The organism is Shimia marina (assembly GCF_001458175.1).
GTDB lineage: Bacteria > Pseudomonadota > Alphaproteobacteria > Rhodobacterales > Rhodobacteraceae > Shimia > Shimia marina.
Genome location: NZ_CYPW01000011.1, coordinates 43,689 through 63,392 on the forward strand (window position 1 = coordinate 43,689; position 19,704 = coordinate 63,392).

Genomic DNA, 19,704 nt, shown 5'->3' on the forward strand with positions numbered 1-19,704 from the left:
AGGATTGATGACATGCTGACTTTGCCAACTGCAGACGGGCGTTTGGAATCCTATACGTTAAGCGGCACCCCACTGGTGCCGCGTGCGCCCAAGGTGGCGCTGACGCGCACGGCTTTTGCCGCAGCCCATGTGGTGTCAGATCCGCTGGCTGAACGGGATCCCTGGACCGGGCGTCCGGCGGTGGATTGGGAGGCCACTCTGGCTTTCCGTCACGGGCTTTGGGATCAGGGGCTGGGACTGGCAGAAGCCATGGATACAGCACAGCGTGGCATGGGCGTGGATTGGGACACGGCGCGCGAACTGATCGAGCGGACCATGGTCGATGCCAAAGCACATCCGCTGGCGCCACGCGTGGCCTGTGGCGCTGGCACGGATCATGTTGATCCCTCAGAGCTGACCTCAGCAGAGGCCATTATTGCCGCTTATGAACATCAGGCCGAAGTGATTGAGGCCGCCGGGGGGCAGTTGATTCTGATGGCCACGCGGGCCTTGCCGGCGATTGGCGCGGATAAGACGATCTATCGTCAGGTCTACCGCCGCTTGATTGATGGCGCTGCGGAGCCTGTTGTGTTGCATTGGCTGGGGGACATGTTTGATCCGGCTCTGACCGGATATTGGGGATGTGCAAATGTGGCCGAGGCCAGTGATTTTGTGCTGGAGCTGATTGCCGAGAACCCGGCGCAGGTGGATGGCATCAAGATTTCTCTGTTGGATCAGGCCCACGAAGAAGCTTTCCGGGCCCGCCTGCCTGAAGGCGTGCGGCTTTATACCGGGGATGATTTTAATTATGCGGCGTTGATTGAGGGAAATGGAGAGCAGTATTCCCATGCCCTGTTGGGGATTTTTGCCGCCATTGCCCCCGCCGCCAGCCAAGCGCTTGAGGCGCTCGCATTGGGAGAAACGGATCGTTACCATGCGCTGCTGTCGCCAACCGTGCCGCTTTCGCGGGAGATTTTTCGGGCGCCGACGCGGTTTTACAAGGCTGGGATTGCCTTCCTGTCCTGGCTGAATGGATCACAGAGCCACTTCATCATGCCCGGAGGATTTCAAGCCAGCCGCGATATCACCCATTATGCAGAAGTCTTTAGGCTGGCAGATACGGCCGGGTTGCTGGCAGCGCCAGAACTGGCCGAAAACCGCATGAAGGCCTTGCTTTCATTGCATGGTATCTGACACCTAGGCGCTATGGAACGCAGACCGACAATCAAAGATGTGGCACGTGAGGCCGGGGTGTCAAAATCCACCGTGAGCCTCGTGTTGCAGGGCAGTGCCCTTGTGAAGTCGCAGACCCGTGAGCATGTGCAAAATGTGATGGCGCGGATCGGGTATGTGTATAATCGGTCTGCCGCCAAATTGCGCTCTGGCTCCACGGGCTTGATTGGGCTTGTGATCAACGATCTGCGCAATCCGTTTTTCTCCGAATTGGCAGCGTGCTTGCAGGAAAGCCTGTCGCAGCAGGATTATGTTGCGGTTCTCGCTAACACCAATGAAGATCCTGTTCTGCAGCACAAGATGATCAAGGCGCTGATCGAACATGGGGTATCAGGCTTTGTCATCAGCCCGACCTATGATGACAGCGGTGCGGCCTTTGAAGAGATTGCGCGCGCGGGTTTGCCTGCGATGCAGGTGTTTCGACAGGGCGATATGCGCGGTGACAAATTTCCCTTTGCGGCACCGGATTACAAAGAGGGGGGGCGACTGGCGGTGGCGCATCTGCGCGCGCGCGGGGGTCGGCGCATTGCCTTCGTCGGAGGGCTTGAGGGACGGCCGGTCACGCAGGAGCGGGCCTCGGGGGATCTTGCGCTGATGCGGGAGCAGGGGCAGGAGCCTATCATGCTCACCGGTGCAGCGACACGTCAGTTTGGCCAGGACCAGGCCGCGGTTTTGGCGTCGCAGTATCCCGAGGTGGATGGAGTTGTGTGTTTCAACGACCTTGTTGCGCTGGGCCTGTTGAGCGCCAGCGTGGCCATGGGGCGTGATGTGGGGCACAGGCTGCGCATTGTGGGGGTCGATGACATCGCCGAATGCCAACACAGTGCGCCATCGCTGAGCTCTGTGTGTTGCCGAATTCCAGAGTTCGCCAATACCATCAGCGGGCAGTTGCTGGAGTGGCTGCAAAATGGTCCGGCACCGGCCCGCGAGCTGCGAACCCCAGTAGAATTGATGGTGCGCGCCTCAAGCGGGACCCTCTGAGGAGAGAGACGATGATGCAAGATCCTGAGCGTTTTCTGCGAAATCTTTTTGATCAGGCTGTCGCCGTGGCGGATCCTATGGTGGCCCTTCCGGGTGTTTTGGGCGAGAAACCCAAAGGCCGTGTGTTGGTTGTTGGCGCTGGAAAGGCCAGTGCCCGCATGGCCGAAGCGCTTGAAAGTGCATGGGGGCCTTGTGAGGGGCTGGTGATCACGCGTTATGGTTACGAGCGGCCCTGTGATGGGATCCGCATTGCCTCTGCGGCGCACCCGGTGCCGGATGCGGCAGGCGCGGCGGCGACGCTTGAGATGCTTGCGCTGGTGCAGGGGCTGAGTGCCGAGGACACAGTGATCTGTCTGATTTCCGGTGGCGCCTCTTCTCTGCTGACCGTGCCTGTGCCCGGGGTCACGCTGGAAGAATTGCAGCAGGTCAATGCGGATCTGCTCGCCTCAGGTGCGCCGATTTCGCTTATGAACGCGCTGCGCAAACATCTGTGCCAGGCCAAAGGCGGGCAATTGGCAGCGGCGGCTTACCCGGCCAAAGTGGTTTCTTATCTGATCTCCGATGTCCCGGGGGATGAACCGGGCATGATCGGGTCTGGCCCCACGGTGGGCGAACCGCGCGATCTGCAGAGTGCTTTGGCTGCGCTGGCAGAGTATGGCGTACAGTTGCCAGAACATATCGTCGCTGCTGCTCAAGCGCATGGCGGGGTTTTGGCCCCGGGGGATGCCCGCCTGTCCACAACGGAGAACATTCTCTTTGCCTCGCCGCGCCAATCGCTTGAGGCGGCGCGGCGTGTGGCGGAAGAGGCCGGGTGCCGGGTGGAAATTCTGGACGATGCGTTGGAGGGTGAGGCGCGCGATGTGGCCGCAGTGCAGGCTGATCTGGCGCGCAAACACAGCGCCGATGGACCTTTGGTTTTGTTGTCAGGCGGGGAGCTCACGGTGACGCGGCGTGGTGACGGTGTGGGTGGACCCAATGCCGAGTTCGCGCTGGCGCTGGCCGTGGCGTTGAATGGCATGGCCGGGATTTACGCGATTGCCTGTGACACGGATGGTGTGGATGGGGCCGCCGAGGTGGCCGGCGCGATCATTGGCCCGGACACGCTTGCCAAGGCGGAGAAAATGGATGCAGATGCGCAGGCCGCGCTTGCGATCAACGATGCGCATGGTTTCTTTGGACGCATTGGTGCGCAGGTGGTGCCAGGGCCGACGCTGACAAATGTGAATGACTTTCGGGCCATTTTGATCACGGGATGATTGCGTCGCCTGCTGCGGCATCTGATAAAGAGCGCGAAGATACGGCGCAGGGCTGTGTTCGCTGCATGCGAGGGAATTGGCATGAAAAAGGCAATTGTAACGGGGCATTCCAAAGGGCTTGGCGCGGGGCTGGTACAGAGCCTGATCCATGCCGGGTTTGATGTGCTTGGCGTGTCGCGCAGCGCGCTTAGCACGACCCATGGCAAGCTGAGCGAAGTGGCGCTTGATCTGGCAGATGAGGCAGCTGTGTCTGCGTTTGCGTCTGGGGAGGATTTCGCGCGGTTTCTGGCGGGTGCGACGGAAGCCGTATTGATCAACAATGCAGGGATTGTGGAGCCCATCGCACCGATTGGCCGACAGGACGCCAGTCTTGTGGCGCGGGCGATTGCTGTGAACATCACGGGGCCCTTGTTGTTGACCAATGCCTTTGTGGCTGCCACTCAAGGGGCGGCGGACCGTCGGGTGGCCCATATTTCCAGCGGAGCAGGGCGCAATGCCTATACCGGTTGGAGCGTGTATTGCGCCACCAAAGCGGCGCTGGATATGCATGCGCGCGCGATGGTGGAGGACGAAGTGGCGGCATTGAAGGTTGAAAGCATTGCGCCGGGTGTGATTGACACGGGTATGCAGGCCACGATCCGCGCCACGTCGGAGGAAGATTTTTCCATTTTGGACCAGTTCAAGGCCATGAAAGACGACGGTGCGTTGGCGCAGGCACAAGATACAGCCGATAAGATCACGGCGCATATTCTCAGCGCCGGGTTTGGAGCAGAAACCATCACGGACGTACGCCAGTTCTGAGCATGTTTTGGGGCGGGCCAGCACGCTGGCGCAGACACCGGCGTGCTGGCACAGATTGGATTGCGGCACCTGCCGTGAGTTGAGGTACAACAACAGATTTGCTGGCGCCTATTCTGTGGAGGACAGGGGCGCGCAGGGAGGATAAGATGAAGCGTTCCACCATCAATGAGATCATGCAGGCGGCGGATGACATGATCCGCTCTTACGGGTTCAAACTGCCGCCTTTTGCCTATTGGACACCTGACATGTTTGTGGCGCAGAAAACGCAGGCCAAAGCCCTGATTGAGGCGCGCTGTGGTTGGGACATCACGGACTATGGTGATGGCCGTTTTGATGAAATGGGGCTGTTTCTGTTCACTCTGCGTAATGGACGCCTGGCGGATCTGCAACGGGGCGGGGGGATGTGCTATGCGGAAAAGCTGTTGATTTCACGTCAGGATCAGCTCTCGCCGATGCACACCCATGTGATCAAGGCCGAGGATATCATCAATCGGGGTGGTGCGACCTTGGTGGTTGAGCTTTATGGCTCCGATGATGTGGGAAGTTTTGCCGAAGATCGCGGCGGTGTGGTGATGTGTGATGGCATCGCCCGCAGTTTTGCACCCGGAGAAAAGCTAAAGTTTGCACCCGGCGAGAGCCTGACATTGATGCCGGGGGATTGGCATGCCTTTTGGGGAGAAGGCGGGGATGTGCTGATCGGGGAAGTCTCCACCGTCAATGATGATGAGACTGACAATGTTTTCCGCGCGCCCATTGGGCGTTTTGCCGAGATTGAAGAAGACGTGGCGCCGATGCATCTTCTGGTCAGTGATTACACCAAGTGGTTGGGGTAACGCGCGATGATCCTGTGTTGTGGCGAAGCTCTGATTGATATGATCCCTGAACCGACTGTTGCAGGGGGCGAGGGCTTTGTGCCCCATGTGGGGGGCGCGGTGTTCAACACGGCGGTGGGGCTTGGGCGATTGGGCACGCAGGTTGGTCTGCTCAGCGGTGTTTCGACGGATCAGTTTGGCGCACGGCTTGAGACACACCTGAGGGAAAGTCATGTGGACACCAGCGCGTTGGTGCGCTCTGCGCGCCCCACAACCATGGCTTTTGTGCAGCTTGAGGATGGGCATGCCAGCTATACGTTTTATGATGAAAATACTGCCGGACGCATGATGGCATCTGCGGATGTGGCACCGATCGGCGAGGAGGTTGAGGCGCTGTTTTTTGGCGGCATTAGCCTTGCGGTGGAGCCCTGTGCCAATACCTATGCTGATGTTTTGCAACGTGAGGGGGCGCGCCGGGTGGTGATGATCGACCCAAATATTCGCCCCGGATTTATCCGTGACGTGTCGCGCTATCGTGCGCGTTTGGACCGGATGTTTGCACAGGCGGATGTGGTGAAAGTCTCTGATGAGGATCTGAGCTGGTTGATGCCGGATGTTGCAGGCTTTGAGGCGCGTGCGCAAAAACTTCTCCAGAAAGGGCCCGCCTTTGTGATCGTGACCTGTGGTTCAAAGGGTGCGCAGGGCTTTCTGACAAGCGGTGAACAGGTCGCGGTGCCCGCACAGCCCGCAACGGTGGTGGATACGGTAGGGGCCGGGGACACATTCAACAGCGGTGTCTTGGCGCGGTTGTCTGAGCTGGGCGCCCTGCGCAAGGACCGCATCAGCAGTCTGTCACCTGAGAATGCGAGAGACGCGCTGTTGTTTGGGGCCAAAGTGGCGGCGGTGACCGTGGCGCGGGCCGGGGCCAATCCGCCTTGGGCGCGTGAGCTTGCATAGCTGGGGGTCAGCCCCCATACGCAGGTTTAAATGGGGGCCAGCCCCCATACGCGTATTTAAAATGGGGGCCAGCCCCCATACCCCCGGAGTATTTTCCGTCAGAAGAAGCGATGTAGGAGGGTGAGGTGGGCCGGGCAGTGAAAGGCTTGCCTTGGCGTCAGAAGGGCGGCATGAAGCGCGCAGTGTTTCAGGAGGCGCGTATGACACCGCAGGACGTTGAAAAGCTCTTTATTCGTGCAGATGGCAGCTATGGGTTTGCCCGGTGGGGACGGCCCATTGCGCCGGTGGTTTTTGGCGTGGAAGAGGCCACGTTGCGCACGGTGAAAGGCGCGCTGGAGGCCGTGGTGACCCTTGTCGGGCATCAGATGGCGGAGACGGATCCGGAGCTGGGCAGCAATCTGATGATGTTTTTCTTCCGTGAATGGGATGAATTGCTGGCGGTGCCGGATCTGGAGCGTTTGATCCCGGATCTCGCGCCTTTGGTGGCGCGTCTGAAAGCGGCGGATGCCACACAGTACCGCGCGTTTCGGTTTGACAATGCGGGGGCCATTCAGGCGGCCTTTGTGTTTTTGCGCATGAACAAGGAAATGGCACAGATCCCGGCGGAGGCCTTGGCGCTGGGTGAGGCGGTGCAGACGATTGTGACCTGGGGGCCGCAGGCCTTTGCTGATACATCTCCTTTGGCCATCGTGCCGGACAGTGGGGCGACCGTGTTGCGGCCTGAAATTGCGGCGGTGATCGCTGCGGCCTATGATCGGATGATGCCGCCAGCGGCGGCGGATGCGAGCCATGCGTTGCGCCTGTTTGCGCGGTTGCGGCTGGATCAGGACGGAAACTGAGCGCGGCACAGTTGCAAAAGATCTAGCGCTTGCCTACCCATGGCAGCAGAGCCTGAACCTCATCTACCGGAGAAAGCCCAATGACCTATACCCTGCCGATCCGCGTCTATTATGAAGACACCGACATGGCGGGCATTGTTTATTATGCCAATTATCTGAAGTTTATCGAGCGCGGGCGCAGCGAATGGGTGCGTGAGATTGGCATGGATCAGCTGGAAATGAAGGCTGAGGGTGTGGTGTTTGCGGTCCGCCGTGTGGAGGCGGATTATCTTGGCTCGGCCGTTTTGGACGATGAGCTGATTGTGGAAACCGAAGTGGCCAATGTCACCGCCGCCCGGCTGGTGATGGAGCAGCGGGTGCTGCGCGGCGAAGAGGTGTTGTTCCACGCCATGGTTACGGTGGTCTGCATGAATGAAGCGGGGCAACCGGTGCGTTTGCCGGCAAATATCCGCCAAATGGTGCATTGAGCGGGCAAATTTCCGCGAGCCGCGGCAATTTATTGGCTTTCTCTATAGAAACCGGCTAGGTTTGCTCTCAAACAAGGCCCCATAAGAGGGCCGCAAAGCAGAGCAGGCAATATGGAACACGCAGCAGTCGATTTTTCGATGTGGGCGCTTTTTGCGCGCGCAACTCTGACCGTAAAACTGGTGATGGTGATGCTGATCGTGGCATCCTTCTGGTCTTGGTCGGTGATTGTTCAGAAGCAGATCATGTATCGCAAGGCCCGGCGCGAAGCGGCGCGGTTTGATCGGGCGTTCTGGTCGGGTGAGCCGCTGGATCAGCTTTTTGAAGAGCTTGGGCCTGAACCCGGTGGGCGCTCTGAACGGGTGTTTGCCGCCGGTATGGTCGAGTGGCAACGCAGCCATCGTCAGGATGGCGGGTTGATTGCCAATGCCACAAGCCGGATTGACCGGTCGATGGATGTGGCCATCGCCAAGGAGGCAGATGAGCTTCAAAATGGCTTGCCGATCCTTGCGACCGTTGGCTCCACAGCGCCTTTTGTTGGCTTGTTTGGCACGGTCTGGGGCATCATGAACGCTTTTATCGAGATTGCGGCACAGCAGAACACCAATCTTGCGGTTGTGGCACCGGGGATTGCTGAGGCGCTGCTTGCCACTGGTCTGGGGCTGCTTGCCGCGATCCCGGCGGTGATTTTTTACAACAAGCTCAGTGCAGACAGTGATCGGATTGTGGCAGGCTATGAGGCTTTTGCCGATGAATTTGCCACCATTCTCAGCCGCCAGCTGGACGCCTGAGAGATGGGCGCGGGTGTGATAAAATCGGGCGGTGGAGGCGGCAAACGCCGTCGCCGCAATCGTCGCAGCAGCCCCCCAATGAGTGAGATCAACGTCACGCCTTTTGTGGATGTGATGTTGGTGCTGCTGATCATCTTTATGGTGGCGGCGCCGCTGTTGACGGTGGGTGTGCCTGTGGAATTGCCCAAAACAGCGGCCAACCCTTTGCCGGGAGAGCAAGAAGAGCCTTTGACCGTGACCATTGATGCGGAGCTGGGCATCACCATTATGACCACACCAGTGGCCGCCGATGAGCTGGTGCCCAAGCTGCGCGCAGTGGCGGCGGAGCGGGATTCCCAGCGGGTGTATTTGCGCGCGGATGGGGCCATCCCCTATGAGGCTGTGGTGCAGGTGATGGGCGCGCTGAATGCAGGTGGTTTCTCTGATGTGGGGCTTGTGACGGATGTGGGCGGGCCAACATTGGATGGCATGGCAACAACGGAAAACTAGGGCGCGCGGGTGCATATCGGCCATTATATCTCGGGCGCGGCCCACACCGGTCTGATCGGCTGGGTCCTGCTTGGCGGGTTCTTCAGCTCCGATCCGCCTCCTATGGAGGTGACGGATGTGTCGGTGATTTCGGCGGCAGACTTTGAGGCGCTGCTGCAGGCGCAAGCCGCGCCGGATGCGGCCACCGAGTTGGCTTTGCCCAACCCGCCAGAGGAGGTGCCGGTGGCCCCTGATCTGGTATCGGAGCCCGATGTGACCCCAGAACAGGTGACGCCGGCCGAAACGGAACCCGTTGTGCCTGACACGGTACCTGAAACGGTAGAGGTTGCGCCGCCCGTGCCGGTGACGCCGCAGGATGTGGCGCAGGAAACCCCGCAATTGCCAACGCCAGAGGTTGAGTCCGCGGTGGTGATCCCTGACACACCAGTGCGGCCTGTGACGCGCCCCGCAGATCGTGTGGCGCCAGAGCCTGTTGCGCCGCCGGAGCCGGATGTGGCCATTGCGGATGTGGTGCAGGAGGCAACCACACCGGATGAAGCGGGCCCCGCAACCGAAGAGGCGCAGGAAGAAACCGCGCCGGAGGCCGCCTCCGCAGAGATCGCAACTGAACCGAAGCAAGACGAGGTTGCCAGCGCGGCACCCAGCCGATCGTTGCGCCCGCGTCTGCGCCCAACACAAGTGACCCCCACGCCCAGCCCTGCGGCGACAGAAGATGCCATCGCGGCGGCTTTGGCTGAGGCCAATGCGGCTACGACGCAAACCAGTGAGACGCCGCGCGGGCCGTCAGGTCCGCCGCTCACACGGGGGGAGAAAGACGGGCTGCGCGTTGCCGTGCAACAGTGCTGGATTGTCGATGTGGGATCGCGCGCGGCGGATGTGACCGTTGTGGTGGGCGTGTCGTTGGATCAGGACGGCAAAGTTCAGGGCGATGTGCGGCTGTTGAGCGCGCAGGGCGGTGATGACACTGCTGTGCAAACCGCCTTTCAGTCCGCCAGACGAGCAGTTTTGCGCTGTCAGAAGACAGGCTATGATCTTCCAGTGGAAAAATATGACCATTGGCGGGATGTTGAGATAACATTTAATCCAGAAAATATGAGGCGCAGATGAGCAGACTTCTTGTGACCCTGACCATGGCACTCCTAACGCTTGGCCCATGGCTTGCGCCTGCGCAGGCGCAAAATACGCCTCTGCGTATCGAGATCACGGATGGGGTGATTGAGCCTTTGCCCTATGCGGTGCCGGAATTTGTGGCCGAAACGCAGGGCTCCAATCAGGTCGCCAAGGATATCAGCCGGGTGATTGCGGAAGATTTGAACGGCACGGGGCTGTTTCGGGAGATACCTGCCAAGGCGCATATCTCTTCGATCACAAATTTTGGCAGTCCGGTACAATATGCCGACTGGAAAGCCATCAATGCGCAGGCTCTGATCACCGGTGGCGTTGCGGTGCGTGGCAATGAGCTGGAAGTGAAATTCCGTGTTTATGACGTTTTTGCAGGCACAGAGCTGGGCAATGGGCTGCGCTTCAAAGGCACGGTCGATGGCTGGCGTCGGATGGCCCATAAAGTGGCAGATGCCGTTTATTCGCGGATCACGGGCGAGGGCGGCTATTTTGACAGCCGCGTTGTCTATGTGGCGGAAACCGGCCCCAAGAACGACCGCAAAAAACGGCTTGCCGTGATGGATTATGATGGGGCCAATTTGCAGTATCTGACCGACAGCAGCGCCATTGTGCTTGCGCCGCGGTTCTCCCCAACCGGGGACCGGGTGCTTTACACGAGTTATGAAACGGGCTTTCCGCAGGTCTATGTGCTGGATGTGGGATCGGTGCGGCGTAAGGTTCTGTCCAATGAAAGTGGCACCATGAGTTTTGCGCCACGGTTCTCGCCGGATGGTAAAAGTGTTGTGATGTCGGTGACAGAGGCGGGCAATACGGATCTTTATCAGATGGATATTGGCAGTGGGCGACGGCAGCGTCTGACCTCGACACCGTCGATTGAAACCGCGCCAAGCTACAGCCCGGATGGCAGCAAGATTGTGTTTGAGAGCGATCGCTCCGGCACGCAGCAGCTCTATATCATGAACGCTGCGGGCGGAGAGGCGACGCGGATCAGCTTTGGCAAAGGGCGCTATGGCACGCCGGTCTGGAGTCCGCGGGGGGATCTGATTGCCTTTACAAAACAACATAATGGGCGATTCCACATTGGCGTGATGCGCACTGATGGCAGCGAAGAGCGGCTGTTGACGGCCTCCTTCCTTGATGAGGGGCCGACATGGTCGCCCAATGGGCGGGTGATCATGTTCACGCGAGAAACGCGCGGCGCGGGCGGGGCGGCCACGCTTTATTCCGTGGATGTATCCGGGCGCAATCTGAAACCTGTGAAAATCTCTGGTGGTGGCTCAGACCCGAGTTGGTCTCCGCTTCAGTGATGCTGATCTGCAGGTCAGGGAAGGCAAAGTTTTCTTGTTGGGGCTCCTGTGATAAAAGGAGCCCCAACAGGCACAAGGACGTCAAAAAGACAGTCGGTTTGAGAGGCGAGGCAATTTCATGAAGAAATGGACAACAGCGGCAGTTCTGAGCTGTGCGGTGGCGCTTGGCGCCTGTACGGATGCAGATCGTTTTGGCACAGATAGCAGCTATGGCTCTGGCACCAATAGTGGCAGCGAGGGGCTGGGCAGCAGTGCGGATCCGAGTTCCATTGCGTATTTTCAGGAAGCGGTTGGTGATCGGGTGCTCTTTGCCGTGGATCAATCCACGCTGAGTGAAGAGGGCCGTCTTGTGGTTTTGGCGCAGGCCAATTGGTTGCTCGCCAATACGGATTACATCGCTGTGATCGAAGGCCATGCCGATGAACAGGGCACCCGCGAATACAACCTTGCGCTTGGCGCACGCCGTGCCAGCGCGGTGCAGGAGCTGTTGATTGCGCAGGGTGTTGCAGGCAATCGCATTCGCACGGTGAGCTTTGGTAAAGAGCGGCCACTTGAGGTGTGCTCTGAGGAGAGCTGTTATGCCGAGAACCGCAGGGCGGTGACGGTGTTGACAGCCAATGTGACGGGATAAGAGAAAATGCGGGCGCAGGTTTTTGCAGGTCTGAGCGCTTTGGCGCTGGTGATGGCTCCGATCATGGGGCAGGCGCAGACGCGCGAGGAAACACTGGCAGATGTGCGCCAGCAACTTTCTGTTCTCTATGTGGAAATTCAAAAGCTGAAGCGTGAGTTGTCCACGACAGGGGCGCCGGGCACAGCGGTGGCCGGGGCCACGACGCTGGAACGGGTCGATGTGATCGAAAAGCAGCTTCAGGTGCTCACAGGGAAAACCGAACAGCTTCAGTATCGGGTGGAGCGCATTGTAGAGGATGGCACCAATCGGATCGGCGATCTTGAGTTCCGTCTTGTTGAGCTGGAGGGCGGCGACCTGAGCCAGCTGGCGGAAACGACCACGCTGGGCGGCGATGTAGCCGCGGTGCCCTCGCTGGCGGATGGGGCAACGGATGACGGCTCCGGTGACGGTGCGCCTGCCGAGCTTGCTGTGGGCGAGGAGACCGATTTTGGCCGTGCCATGACCGCGCTGGATGAAGGGGAATTTGGCGCAGCGGCAGATCAATTTGCCACATTTGTGCAAACCTATCCCGGTAGCCCGCTTGAGGCGGAGGCGCATCTGCGGCGTGGTCAGGCCCTTGAGGGGCAGGCGGATATGACAGGTGCGGCCCGTGCGTTTCTGGAGGCTTACTCAGGGGCTCCGCTAGCAGGCACAGCGCCTGAATCGCTGTACCGTCTTGGCAAGTCGCTTGGCGTTCTGGGACAGGTCAATGAAGCCTGCGTGACACTCAACGAAGTTGGTGTGCGCTTTCCAGGTGGGGCATTTGTGACGGAAGCACAGACGGAAATGGCCAGTCTGCAGTGTTCCTAAGTCCGCCTGAAGAGGCGTTACAGCATGCGCTAGACCACATTTTTGGCGCGAATCCTCCCGATGTGCTGGGCGTGGCCGTGAGCGGCGGGGGCGATTCTCTGGCATTGCTTGATATGTTGCGACGCTGGGGCGGCGCGCATCTGAAGGTGGTGAGCGTCAACCATGGCCTGCGGGCAGAGGCGGCAGAAGAGCTGGCCCTTGTGGCGGCCTATGCGGCGGATCATGGTCTGTCCCACGACAGTCTGACATGGGCCTGGGACGGTGTTGGCAATCTCCAACAGGCCGCGAGAGACGGGCGCCGCATAGCCATTGCTCAGTGGGCCAAAGAGCAGGGCATTTGCTGCGTCGCCTTGGGGCATACAAAAGACGATCAGGCGGAAACTTTCTTGATGCGTCTGGCGCGCGGGTCGGGTGTTGATGGTCTGGCGGCAATGGCGCCGCGCTATGAGCAGGCGGGGATCACATGGGTGCGCCCTCTGCTGGAGGTCGGGCGGGAGAGCCTGCGTGTATATCTTCGCGAGCAGTACATCACATGGGCCGATGATCCCAGCAATGAAGACCCTCGCTTTGATCGTGTGAAGGCGCGGCAGATGTTAAGCACGCTTGGAACGCTCGGGCTGACAGTGGATCGATTGGTGCAGACCGCAGACCATATGGCGCGTGAAAAAGAGGTTGCGGGTTGGGCGTTGATCATGGCGCGAGACACCTGTGTGACCCATGATGCGGGGGACGTAATTTTGCGGCGCGCCATCGCAGATACTCTGCCAGCTGCGCTTCTGACCCGGTTGCTGGCAGAGAGTCTTTCAAAGGTGTCCGGTGCGGCATACCGGCCCCGGTTTCGTGCGGTGCAAGCCGCGATGCAGGCGGAGCGGCCTATGTCGTTGCATGGCTGTTTGATCCTGCCCGCTCCGACAGGACTCCGCATTACGCGGGAGTGGGCGGCCATCCAAAACCTACGCTGCTGCGTAACAGAGATATGGGATGGCAGATGGCAGATACAGCCGCCTGAGGGTGCGGATGTGGAAGGCCTGCATATTGGCGCGCTGTCCGCGCAGGGGCTGCGCCAAATGGAAGCGCCGCCAAGTCCTGGCCTACCGCGTCAAAGCTTGCTGTCCTCGCCTGCGGTCTGGTGTGGAGACACTTTGATTGCCGCCCCTCTGGCGGGGCTGAAAAATGGGTGGAAAGTAAGCTTGGTCTGAAAATCCGTGGCATTTGTCACAGCTTGCAAGAGAGAATGCCAAATACCGCATTGATTACGCGTCAGCGATCTCTATTTAACTGTTTGCGCCTACGTGATAGGTCACAGGCGTTCTGAGAGGGAGACTTGCCTTGGGCAATGCAAGAAATGTAGCTTTTTGGGTCGTGCTGTTTTTGCTGATCCTAGCTCTGTTCAATCTGTTCAGCGGGGATGGATCGTCTCTGCAAAGCCGTGACGCCAGCTATTCCGACTTTGTTGCGTCGGTGGAAGCTGGCCAAGTTCAGAATGTGGTCATTGACGGTGAGAAACTGCGTTATGAAACGCAGGACGGCACGGCCAATACAACCATTCTGCCAGCGGATGCTGAAGTGACGAAACTGCTGACGGATCGCGGTATCAATGTGCGGGCGGAGAGCCAAGAGACCAACGGTTTTCAAGCCTTCCTGATCAGCCTGTTGCCTTTCCTGCTTTTGATCGGCGTTTGGGTTTATTTCATGAATCGCATGCAGGGCGGTGGCAAGGGCGGCGCAATGGGCTTTGGCAAGTCCAAGGCCAAGATGCTGACCGAAAAACATGGCCGCGTGACCTTCGACGACGTTGCAGGCATTGATGAGGCCAAGGAAGAACTCGAAGAGATCGTGGAATTCCTGCGCAACCCTCAGAAGTTTTCCCGCCTCGGCGGCAAAATCCCGAAAGGCGCGCTGCTTGTCGGCCCTCCCGGCACGGGTAAAACCCTTCTGGCGCGGGCGATTGCCGGTGAGGCTGGCGTGCCGTTCTTCACCATCTCCGGGTCTGACTTCGTTGAGATGTTTGTTGGTGTGGGTGCGAGTCGCGTGCGCGACATGTTTGAACAGGCGAAGAAAAACGCGCCTTGTATTGTGTTTATCGACGAGATTGATGCGGTCGGTCGTCACCGGGGTGCCGGTTATGGCGGTGGCAACGACGAACGTGAGCAGACCCTCAACCAGTTGCTGGTGGAGATGGACGGTTTTGAGGCCAATGAAGGTGTGATCATCCTCGCGGCTACCAACCGTCGCGACGTGCTTGACCCTGCGCTGCTGCGTCCGGGCCGGTTTGACCGCAACGTGACCGTGGGCAACCCGGACATCAAAGGTCGTGAGAAGATCTTGGGCGTGCATGCGCGCAAGACCCCGCTGGGCCCTGACGTAGACCTGCGCATTATTGCGCGTGGGACACCGGGCTTCTCTGGTGCGGATCTGGCCAACCTCGTGAACGAAGCCGCGCTGATGGCGGCGCGTGTGGGCCGTCGTTTTGTCACCATGGAGGATTTTGAATCCGCCAAAGATAAGGTGATGATGGGCGCGGAGCGCCGCTCGATGGTGCTGACGCAGGATCAGAAAGAGAAAACCGCCTATCACGAAGCGGGCCACGCTTTGGTTGGCTTGAAGCTTCCTGAATGTGACCCGGTTTATAAGGCAACCATCATTCCGCGCGGCGGCGCATTGGGGATGGTCGTTTCTCTGCCAGAGATGGACCGTCTGAACTGGCACAAGTCGGAATGTGAGCAGAAGCTGGCGATGACGATGGCAGGTAAGGCCGCAGAAATCATCAAATACGGTGATGATCATGTGTCCAACGGCCCGGCCGGTGACATTCAGCAGGCCAGCCAACTGGCGCGTGCGATGGTGATGCGCTGGGGCATGTCAGACAAAGTTGGCAATATCGACTATGCGGAAGCCCATGAAGGTTATCAGGGCAACACCGGTGGTTTCTCTGTATCGGCCCATACCAAGGAGCTGATTGAAGAAGAGGTGAAACGCCTCATTCAGGACGGCTATGATCAGGCGCACAAACTTCTGACTGACTATAATGAAGAATGGGAGCGTTTGGCGCAGGGGCTGCTTGAGTATGAGACCCTGACCGGTGATGAAATCAAACGCGTGATGGACGGAGATCCTCCCCACGCGGGCGATGACAGTGATGGTGGTGCGGATGAGGGCAATGCCCCAAGCGTAACGGCCATCCCCAAAACCAAGCCGCGCAGCAAACCCAGCGGCGACGGTGGTATGGAGCCTGAGCCGACAGCCTGATGCTAAATGAGATGTATAAAAGCCCCGGAGCGTGTGAGCGCTTCGGGGCTTTTCTTTTTGGGTTGTTCTGAAATTACGCCGCTATGGGACTCAAATTTATTGCCTGAGTTGTTTTGAGCTTTTAGGGTTTTAGAGAATTTAATTAAGGATCTTAAAAAATGCCCGCGTTAAAACCCACATCCTACGCCGCCGAGGTGGTCTGGCTTGGACGGGTGGCAAACTCTGATCACAACTTGAGTGCGGATGCAGTCGAGGGACTGGATCTGACATTTGGCGGTGATGTGCTGGAGTTTCATTCTGGTGTGACCCGTCAATCCTGTGTCCGGGTGAAGGCGCTGTATGAAAGAGGCACGGAAATCATGAACGTGCGGCAGCTTTCAGTCGTGTCTCAAGAGGAACTTGATCAGATCGCGGAAATCATGGGCGTTGATCAAGTTGATCCCGCAATGCTCGGCGCCTCTATTGTTGTGAGGGGCCTTCCGGATCTGACACATGTGCCGCCGAACTCCAGGCTGCAGGGACCGAGTGGTGCGACGATAACGATAGATATGGAAAATCGGCCCTGTGAATTCCCCGGGCGCGTGATTGAAGAGACCTATCCCGGGCTTGGTCATAAGTTCAAATCCGCAGCCAAAGGCCGGCGTGGCGTGACGGCTTGGGTGGAATGTGCGGGGCGTTTGTCGGTGGGCGACTGCATGCGGCTGTTCATTCCGGATCAGCCGCGTTGGGCCCATATGGAATCGGTGCGCTCGCGGTAGAAGCACCGTCATTGGTTTTGATGCGGATTGTGACGTTGCGTTTCCAAAACGAAACTACGGCTGCATATGCCGACGCAAGAAGCGTCGGAAATGTCGGAAATGCATCTCGCCGGTTCTTCTGTCAGCGCTACAACAGGATGACAGAGCGTCAACTATTACCTGACAGGGACCGCCATGACCTTCAAAACCGACATCGAAATCGCCCGTGAGGCCAACAAAAAACCGATTCAGGAAATTGGTGCAAAGTTGGGTATCAGCACGGATGACCTGCTGCCTTATGGCCACGACAAAGCCAAAGTGAGCCAGGAGTTCATCAACTCCGTTCAAGACAAAGAAGATGGCAAACTGATTCTTGTGACTGCCATCAACCCAACCCCTGCGGGTGAGGGGAAGACCACGACCACTGTTGGTCTGGGTGACGGCCTGAACAAGATCGGCAAAAACGCCATGATCTGTATCCGCGAAGCATCGCTGGGTCCAAACTTCGGCATGAAGGGCGGCGCAGCGGGCGGCGGCATGGCACAGGTTGTGCCTATGGAAGAAATGAACCTGCACTTCACAGGTGACTTCCACGCGATCACCTCTGCACACTCGCTGCTGTCGGCGATGATCGACAACCACATCTACTGGGGCAACGAGCAGGAAATCGACATCCGCCGCGTTGCATGGCGTCGTGTGGTCGACATGAACGACCGCGCCCTGCGTCAGATCACAGCTTCCCTTGGTGGCGTGTCCAACGGCTTCCCACGTGAAACCGGCTTTGATATCACCGTGGCCTCCGAAGTGATGGCGATCCTGTGTCTGGCCAACGATCTGGAAGATCTGGAAAAGCGTTTGGGTGACATCATTGTGGCTTACCGCCGCGACAAGACCCCGGTTTACTGCCGCGACATCAAAGCAGAGGGCGCAATGACCGTTCTGCTGAAAGACGCGATGCAGCCGAACCTCGTGCAGACTCTGGAAAACAACCCGGCTTTCGTGCACGGCGGCCCATTTGCCAACATCGCGCACGGCTGTAACTCTGTGATCGCAACCAAAACCGCGCTGAAAGTGGCGGACTACGTTGTGACCGAAGCAGGCTTTGGTGCTGACCTCGGCGCCGAAAAGTTCATGAACATCAAGTGCCGTAAAGCTGGCATCGCACCCTCCGCAGTGGTGCTGGTGGCAACTGTGCGTGCCATGAAGATGAACGGTGGCGTTGCGAAAGCGGATCTGGGCGCAGAAAACGTGGATGCAGTGGTAAACGGCTGTGCAAACCTTGGCCGTCACATTGAAAACGTGAAGTCCTTTGGTGTGCCGGTTGTTGTGGGCATCAACCACTTCGTGACTGACACCGACGCAGAAGTTCAGGCTGTGAAAGACTACTGTGCAGAGCACGGTGTTGAAGCGGTTTTGTCCCGCCACTGGGAGCTGGGCTCTGAAGGTTCCGCGCCTCTGGCAGAGAAAGTTGTGGAAATCGTTGAAGGTGGCTCCGCCAACTTTGCACCGATCTATCCAGACGATATGCCTCTGTTTGAGAAGATCGAAACCGTTGCCAAGCGCATCTATCGTGCTGACGAAGTTCTGGCAGACAACAAGATCCGCAATCAGTTGAAAGAATGGGAAGCTGCGGGCTATGGTAACCTGCCGGTCTGCATGGCGAAGACACAGTATTCCTTCTCCACCGACCCATCGCTGCGCGGCGCGCCAACAGGCCACTCCGTGCCTGTGCGTGAGGTGCGCCTGTCCGCCGGTGCTGGCTTTATCGTGGTTGTCTGCGGTGAAATCATGACCATGCCAGGTCTGCCACGCACCCCTGCGGCAGAGAGCATTCGTCTGAATGACGAAGGTCTGATCGAAGGTTTGTTCTGACGCATTGCGATCCGGGCTTTGGCGGGGTAGGGCATGTTCATAACTTGCGAGAGGATGACATGCTGAGCCCCGCTGATTGCCCTGATATGCAGACCCTGAGAGATCAAATTGATTTGCTGGACCGCGAGTTGGTCCAGCTGCTTGCCAAGCGGGCGACCTACATCGACCGGGCAATAGACATCAAACAAGAGGTTGGACTTCCTGCCTCTATCCCGGAGCGGGTTGAGGATGTGGTGACCAAGGTCCGGCAAAATGCGGACGAGGTGGCGCTCGATGCAGATTTGATCGAGACACTGTGGCGACAACTCATCGATTGGTCCATTGCCCGGGAAGCACAAATAATCGACTTTGAATAGTGTAGTGGACACAAATATGCGGGCAGGCCTAATTGATGGCAAAGCAATTGCTGCGGAGATGCGAGCGGAGGTTCGTGCCGAAGCGGAGCTTCTGACCAAAGAAGGATGGGCGCCCAAGCTGGTGTCTATTTCTGTTGGCGACACAGCCGCTGCAGAACTCTATGTGCGCAACCAACAAAAACAGGCGGAAAACGCCGGTGTAGAATTTGAGGCGCGCAGCTATCCCAATGAAACCTCGCTGGAACAGTTGATCGGCATCCTGCAGGGGTTGAACGGCGATCCGCGTGTGAACGGGATCATCATTCAGCGGCCTCTGCCGGATCATATTCCGGTGAAAGTGCTGCAAAAGGCCGTACATCCTCTCAAGGATGTGGAAGGCATGCACCCGGCCACCATCGGCAATATTGTCTATAACGATCTGGCGCTTGGCCCCTGTACGGCCGTGGCCGCGGTGGAGATCCTCAAGACCCTGCCTTTGCAGATGGAAGGTTTGAACGTCACCGTGATTGGTCACAGCGAAATCGTGGGCAAGCCCATCGCCTTCTTGATGATGGGGCTGGGCGCGACGGTGACCGTGTGTCACCACATGACCCGCTCGGTCGCCATGCACAGCCGGGCCGCAGATGCGGTTTTTGTCGCGGTGGGCAAACCGGGGCTGGTGACTGGCGACATGATCAAGCCGGGGGCTGCTGTGATCGACATTGGGATCAACCGTGTGGAGACACCAGAGGGCGCGCGTACGGTTGGCGATGCGGATTTTGACAGCTGTGCCGAGGTGGCCGGTTGGATCACCCCTGTGCCGGGTGGTGTGGGGCCTGTGACGGTGGCCACATTGATGAAGAATGCCGTGATGGCAACACGGATGCAGATGGAACACTACCGGGATGCCTATGCCCGGACCGAGGTTTGAGGGAGACAATCGGATGACAGCACAAATTATCGACGGGAAAGCCTTTGCTGCAACCGTGCGTGAAAAAG

20 protein-coding genes are annotated in these 19,704 nt (G+C 58.7%); all 20 read left to right on the plus strand.

The annotated features are described in order from the left end of the window. The first annotated feature begins 12 nt into the window (after positions 1-12). The 20 genes from SHM7688_RS07275 to SHM7688_RS07370 all read left to right on the plus strand — a co-directional run bounded on the left by SHM7688_RS07275 (position 13) and on the right by SHM7688_RS07370 (position 19,636). A complete protein-coding gene (locus SHM7688_RS07275; RefSeq protein ID WP_058239278.1) occupies positions 13-1,173 on the plus strand; it encodes a dihydrodipicolinate synthase family protein in 1,161 nt (386 codons plus the stop codon). A gap of 12 nt (positions 1,174-1,185) precedes the next feature. Next, a complete protein-coding gene (locus SHM7688_RS07280) occupies positions 1,186-2,193 on the plus strand; it encodes a LacI family DNA-binding transcriptional regulator (RefSeq protein ID WP_058239279.1) in 1,008 nt (335 codons plus the stop codon). A 14-nt stretch (positions 2,194-2,207) separates the two neighbouring features. Further along, positions 2,208-3,449 carry a glycerate kinase type-2 family protein gene (locus SHM7688_RS07285; RefSeq protein WP_223229282.1) on the plus strand — a complete coding sequence of 414 codons (1,242 nt, stop codon included), beginning with the start codon at positions 2,208-2,210 and terminating at the stop codon, positions 3,447-3,449. An 81-nt stretch (positions 3,450-3,530) separates the two neighbouring features. Then, the gene (locus SHM7688_RS07290; RefSeq protein WP_058239281.1) at positions 3,531-4,250 is read left to right on the plus strand and encodes an SDR family oxidoreductase; all 720 of its coding nucleotides are present in this window, start codon (positions 3,531-3,533) and stop codon (positions 4,248-4,250) included. Between the two features lie 146 nt (positions 4,251-4,396). After that, the gene (locus SHM7688_RS07295) at positions 4,397-5,083 is read left to right on the plus strand and encodes a D-lyxose/D-mannose family sugar isomerase (protein ID WP_058239282.1); all 687 of its coding nucleotides are present in this window, start codon (positions 4,397-4,399) and stop codon (positions 5,081-5,083) included. A 6-nt stretch (positions 5,084-5,089) separates the two neighbouring features. Continuing rightward, positions 5,090-6,019 (plus strand): carbohydrate kinase family protein, encoded by a 930-nt coding sequence (locus tag SHM7688_RS07300; protein WP_058239283.1) that lies wholly within the window; start codon positions 5,090-5,092, stop codon positions 6,017-6,019. Between the two features lie 200 nt (positions 6,020-6,219). Next, positions 6,220-6,858 (plus strand): hypothetical protein, encoded by a 639-nt coding sequence (locus SHM7688_RS07305; RefSeq protein WP_083498981.1) that lies wholly within the window; start codon positions 6,220-6,222, stop codon positions 6,856-6,858. A gap of 80 nt (positions 6,859-6,938) precedes the next feature. After that, the gene (gene ybgC, locus SHM7688_RS07310) at positions 6,939-7,325 is read left to right on the plus strand and encodes a tol-pal system-associated acyl-CoA thioesterase (RefSeq protein ID WP_058239284.1); all 387 of its coding nucleotides are present in this window, start codon (positions 6,939-6,941) and stop codon (positions 7,323-7,325) included. A gap of 111 nt (positions 7,326-7,436) precedes the next feature. Further along, positions 7,437-8,114, plus strand: a complete 678-nt coding sequence (gene tolQ / locus SHM7688_RS07315) for a protein TolQ (RefSeq protein ID WP_058239285.1) — start codon at positions 7,437-7,439, stop codon at positions 8,112-8,114. A gap of 3 nt (positions 8,115-8,117) precedes the next feature. Beyond that, entirely contained in the window at positions 8,118-8,603 is a 486-nt protein-coding gene (gene tolR / locus SHM7688_RS07320; RefSeq protein ID WP_058239286.1) for a protein TolR, read from the plus strand. Between the two features lie 9 nt (positions 8,604-8,612). After that, positions 8,613-9,710, plus strand: a complete 1,098-nt coding sequence (tolA, locus tag SHM7688_RS07325; RefSeq protein WP_058239287.1) for a cell envelope integrity protein TolA — start codon at positions 8,613-8,615, stop codon at positions 9,708-9,710. Between the two features lie 23 nt (positions 9,711-9,733). Continuing rightward, on the plus strand, positions 9,734-11,032 hold the full coding sequence (tolB, locus tag SHM7688_RS07330) for a Tol-Pal system beta propeller repeat protein TolB (RefSeq protein WP_223229281.1): 1,299 nt from the start codon (positions 9,734-9,736) through the stop codon (positions 11,030-11,032). Between the two features lie 118 nt (positions 11,033-11,150). Further along, positions 11,151-11,663, plus strand: coding sequence for a peptidoglycan-associated lipoprotein Pal (gene pal / locus SHM7688_RS07335; protein WP_058239289.1), 513 nt, complete (start codon positions 11,151-11,153; stop codon positions 11,661-11,663). 6 nt (positions 11,664-11,669) lie between these two features. After that, the gene (locus tag SHM7688_RS07340; RefSeq protein WP_058239290.1) at positions 11,670-12,512 is read left to right on the plus strand and encodes a tetratricopeptide repeat protein; all 843 of its coding nucleotides are present in this window, start codon (positions 11,670-11,672) and stop codon (positions 12,510-12,512) included. Continuing rightward, positions 12,503-13,711 carry a tRNA lysidine(34) synthetase TilS gene (gene tilS, locus SHM7688_RS07345; protein ID WP_083498980.1) on the plus strand — a complete coding sequence of 403 codons (1,209 nt, stop codon included), beginning with the start codon at positions 12,503-12,505 and terminating at the stop codon, positions 13,709-13,711. Before SHM7688_RS07340 ends, tilS begins: the two co-directional genes overlap by 10 nt. Positions 13,712-13,841: 130 nt before the next feature. Next, positions 13,842-15,761, plus strand: coding sequence for an ATP-dependent zinc metalloprotease FtsH (ftsH, locus tag SHM7688_RS07350; protein WP_058239291.1), 1,920 nt, complete (start codon positions 13,842-13,844; stop codon positions 15,759-15,761). 158 nt (positions 15,762-15,919) lie between these two features. Next, a complete protein-coding gene (locus tag SHM7688_RS07355; protein WP_058239292.1) occupies positions 15,920-16,519 on the plus strand; it encodes an MOSC domain-containing protein in 600 nt (199 codons plus the stop codon). Positions 16,520-16,693: 174 nt separating this feature from the next. Beyond that, a complete protein-coding gene (locus tag SHM7688_RS07360; protein WP_058239293.1) occupies positions 16,694-18,370 on the plus strand; it encodes a formate--tetrahydrofolate ligase in 1,677 nt (558 codons plus the stop codon). 59 nt (positions 18,371-18,429) lie between these two features. Next, positions 18,430-18,726 (plus strand): chorismate mutase, encoded by a 297-nt coding sequence (locus SHM7688_RS07365; protein WP_058239294.1) that lies wholly within the window; start codon positions 18,430-18,432, stop codon positions 18,724-18,726. Positions 18,727-18,742: 16 nt separating this feature from the next. Further along, complete coding sequence (locus tag SHM7688_RS07370) at positions 18,743-19,636, plus strand: bifunctional 5,10-methylenetetrahydrofolate dehydrogenase/5,10-methenyltetrahydrofolate cyclohydrolase (RefSeq protein ID WP_058239295.1); 894 nt, start codon at positions 18,743-18,745, stop codon at positions 19,634-19,636. Positions 19,637-19,704 lie beyond the last annotated feature (68 nt).

What these genes read in the sequence shown, in the direction of transcription:
- SHM7688_RS07305 (WP_083498981.1), top strand. Translation starts at nt 6,220, where the DNA reads ATGACACCGCAGGACGTTGAAAAGCTCTTTATTCGTGCAGATGGCAGC.
- ybgC (WP_058239284.1), top strand. Translation starts at nt 6,939, where the DNA reads ATGACCTATACCCTGCCGATCCGCGTCTATTATGAAGACACCGACATG.
- SHM7688_RS07275 (WP_058239278.1), top strand. Translation starts at nt 13, where the DNA reads ATGCTGACTTTGCCAACTGCAGACGGGCGTTTGGAATCCTATACGTTA.
- tolB (WP_223229281.1), top strand. Translation starts at nt 9,734, where the DNA reads ATGGCACTCCTAACGCTTGGCCCATGGCTTGCGCCTGCGCAGGCGCAA.
- SHM7688_RS07285 (WP_223229282.1), top strand. Translation starts at nt 2,208, where the DNA reads ATGCAAGATCCTGAGCGTTTTCTGCGAAATCTTTTTGATCAGGCTGTC.
- SHM7688_RS07280 (WP_058239279.1), top strand. Translation starts at nt 1,186, where the DNA reads ATGGAACGCAGACCGACAATCAAAGATGTGGCACGTGAGGCCGGGGTG.
- SHM7688_RS07370 (WP_058239295.1), top strand. Translation starts at nt 18,743, where the DNA reads ATGCGGGCAGGCCTAATTGATGGCAAAGCAATTGCTGCGGAGATGCGA.
- tolQ (WP_058239285.1), top strand. Translation starts at nt 7,437, where the DNA reads ATGGAACACGCAGCAGTCGATTTTTCGATGTGGGCGCTTTTTGCGCGC.
- SHM7688_RS07365 (WP_058239294.1), top strand. Translation starts at nt 18,430, where the DNA reads ATGCTGAGCCCCGCTGATTGCCCTGATATGCAGACCCTGAGAGATCAA.
- SHM7688_RS07290 (WP_058239281.1), top strand. Translation starts at nt 3,531, where the DNA reads ATGAAAAAGGCAATTGTAACGGGGCATTCCAAAGGGCTTGGCGCGGGG.
- SHM7688_RS07355 (WP_058239292.1), top strand. Translation starts at nt 15,920, where the DNA reads ATGCCCGCGTTAAAACCCACATCCTACGCCGCCGAGGTGGTCTGGCTT.
- pal (WP_058239289.1), top strand. Translation starts at nt 11,151, where the DNA reads ATGAAGAAATGGACAACAGCGGCAGTTCTGAGCTGTGCGGTGGCGCTT.
- tolR (WP_058239286.1), top strand. Translation starts at nt 8,118, where the DNA reads ATGGGCGCGGGTGTGATAAAATCGGGCGGTGGAGGCGGCAAACGCCGT.
- SHM7688_RS07340 (WP_058239290.1), top strand. Translation starts at nt 11,670, where the DNA reads ATGCGGGCGCAGGTTTTTGCAGGTCTGAGCGCTTTGGCGCTGGTGATG.
- SHM7688_RS07360 (WP_058239293.1), top strand. Translation starts at nt 16,694, where the DNA reads ATGACCTTCAAAACCGACATCGAAATCGCCCGTGAGGCCAACAAAAAA.
- SHM7688_RS07300 (WP_058239283.1), top strand. Translation starts at nt 5,090, where the DNA reads ATGATCCTGTGTTGTGGCGAAGCTCTGATTGATATGATCCCTGAACCG.
- SHM7688_RS07295 (WP_058239282.1), top strand. Translation starts at nt 4,397, where the DNA reads ATGAAGCGTTCCACCATCAATGAGATCATGCAGGCGGCGGATGACATG.